Genomic DNA, 1168 nt, shown 5'->3' with positions numbered 1-1168 from the left:
AGTCATCCCCACCCGGTCCTTGGATCGAATTGCGAACAGAGTGCCCCATCAGCTTCGACTGGATACGAGCTAGCGCGTCGCTGAGCCTCGCCGCTTCAATGAAGCGTGTCTCCGAATATGGCGGGTGCGCGGATGGATCGTGCAAGAGGGCCTCCGCTGTATTCGAGAGCCGGCGAAGGGGCGTCCTCAGCCACTGCGCCGCACATAAGAGCAACGCTAGTGTCGCGACGGCATAAGCGCCGAAACTACTCCAGAATGATCGGATTAGATTACGGGTGGACGCAAGCGCCTCGTCGGCACTCTGCCGAACCAGAAGAGACCAACCGAAGCTTGGAAGGTTCGCGAATCCGACCGTCGGAACGATCACTGTGAAGTAGTCCCTGCCGTCAGGCCAACGTTCGCGCAGAGACGCAGTCGTGACGCGACTAGCCGCAAACGCGGAGCCGATGTTGAGCGGCCTGTTGATGAGATCCGGCGGACCAAACAGGACGGTTCGGTCCCCCGAAAGCAGCAGCACGTCAACCCCAGGTACTTGTAACGAGTCCATTCCTTCTGCGACCCATTTCCAGTCAAGGTGAGCGCCGATGACGCCGGCAACGGAGCCGGCGTGGCGCAATGGCGCAGCGAGGTCGATAAAGCGATAGGGTTCACGAGATGCAGGCAACTGGGTGGCCAGTAGTTGAGCGGCATGCACATCGATAGCCGCCGGCGAGACAAGGCCCCTCCTAAACCAAGGTCGTTGTGCAACGCTTACTCCTTCGAGCATGCCGTCTTTAGCCACGAGAATGGTCCCTTCGAGATCGGCCACTCCGAGCCAAGTGTAGCGCCGATCAAGGCGGCTCAACCAGTCTATGGTTTCGCGAGCAGTTTTAAGATCTGTTAGCTCAATGAGCTCAGCGGACCGAGCTACATCCATCCAAACTCCGTAGAGCCGACGGCCCAACAGCGCGGAACTCATTTCGCCGCGAATTCTTAACGCGTCGAACTGCAGCTTTTCTCCCCCTTGCTGTAGCAAGGCCGTGTAGATCGTGGCGGTCACCAGCGCCGGCACCAATATGAGCAAGGCGCCTCCACAGAACACCAAGGAGAGCAGGCTCGGTCTTTTCGGCATCTCGCGCTCCTCAACTCGTTAGAGCTCGCGCCAACTCACGGATCATTTGCAAGATGT

1 protein-coding gene is annotated in these 1168 nt (G+C 58.9%); it reads right to left on the bottom strand.

All coding sequences use genetic code 11. The annotated features are described in order from the left end of the window. A partial coding sequence (locus XI03_RS01605) for a cache domain-containing protein (protein ID WP_271591103.1) occupies positions 1-1111 on the bottom strand: 1111 nt, incomplete at its 3' end. Positions 1112-1168 lie beyond the last annotated feature (57 nt).

Source organism: Bradyrhizobium sp. CCBAU 65884, from assembly GCF_028128835.1.
GTDB classification, from domain to species: Bacteria; Pseudomonadota; Alphaproteobacteria; order Rhizobiales; family Xanthobacteraceae; genus Bradyrhizobium; species Bradyrhizobium ottawaense.
This window is presented reverse-complemented; position numbering and strand designations above follow the sequence as displayed.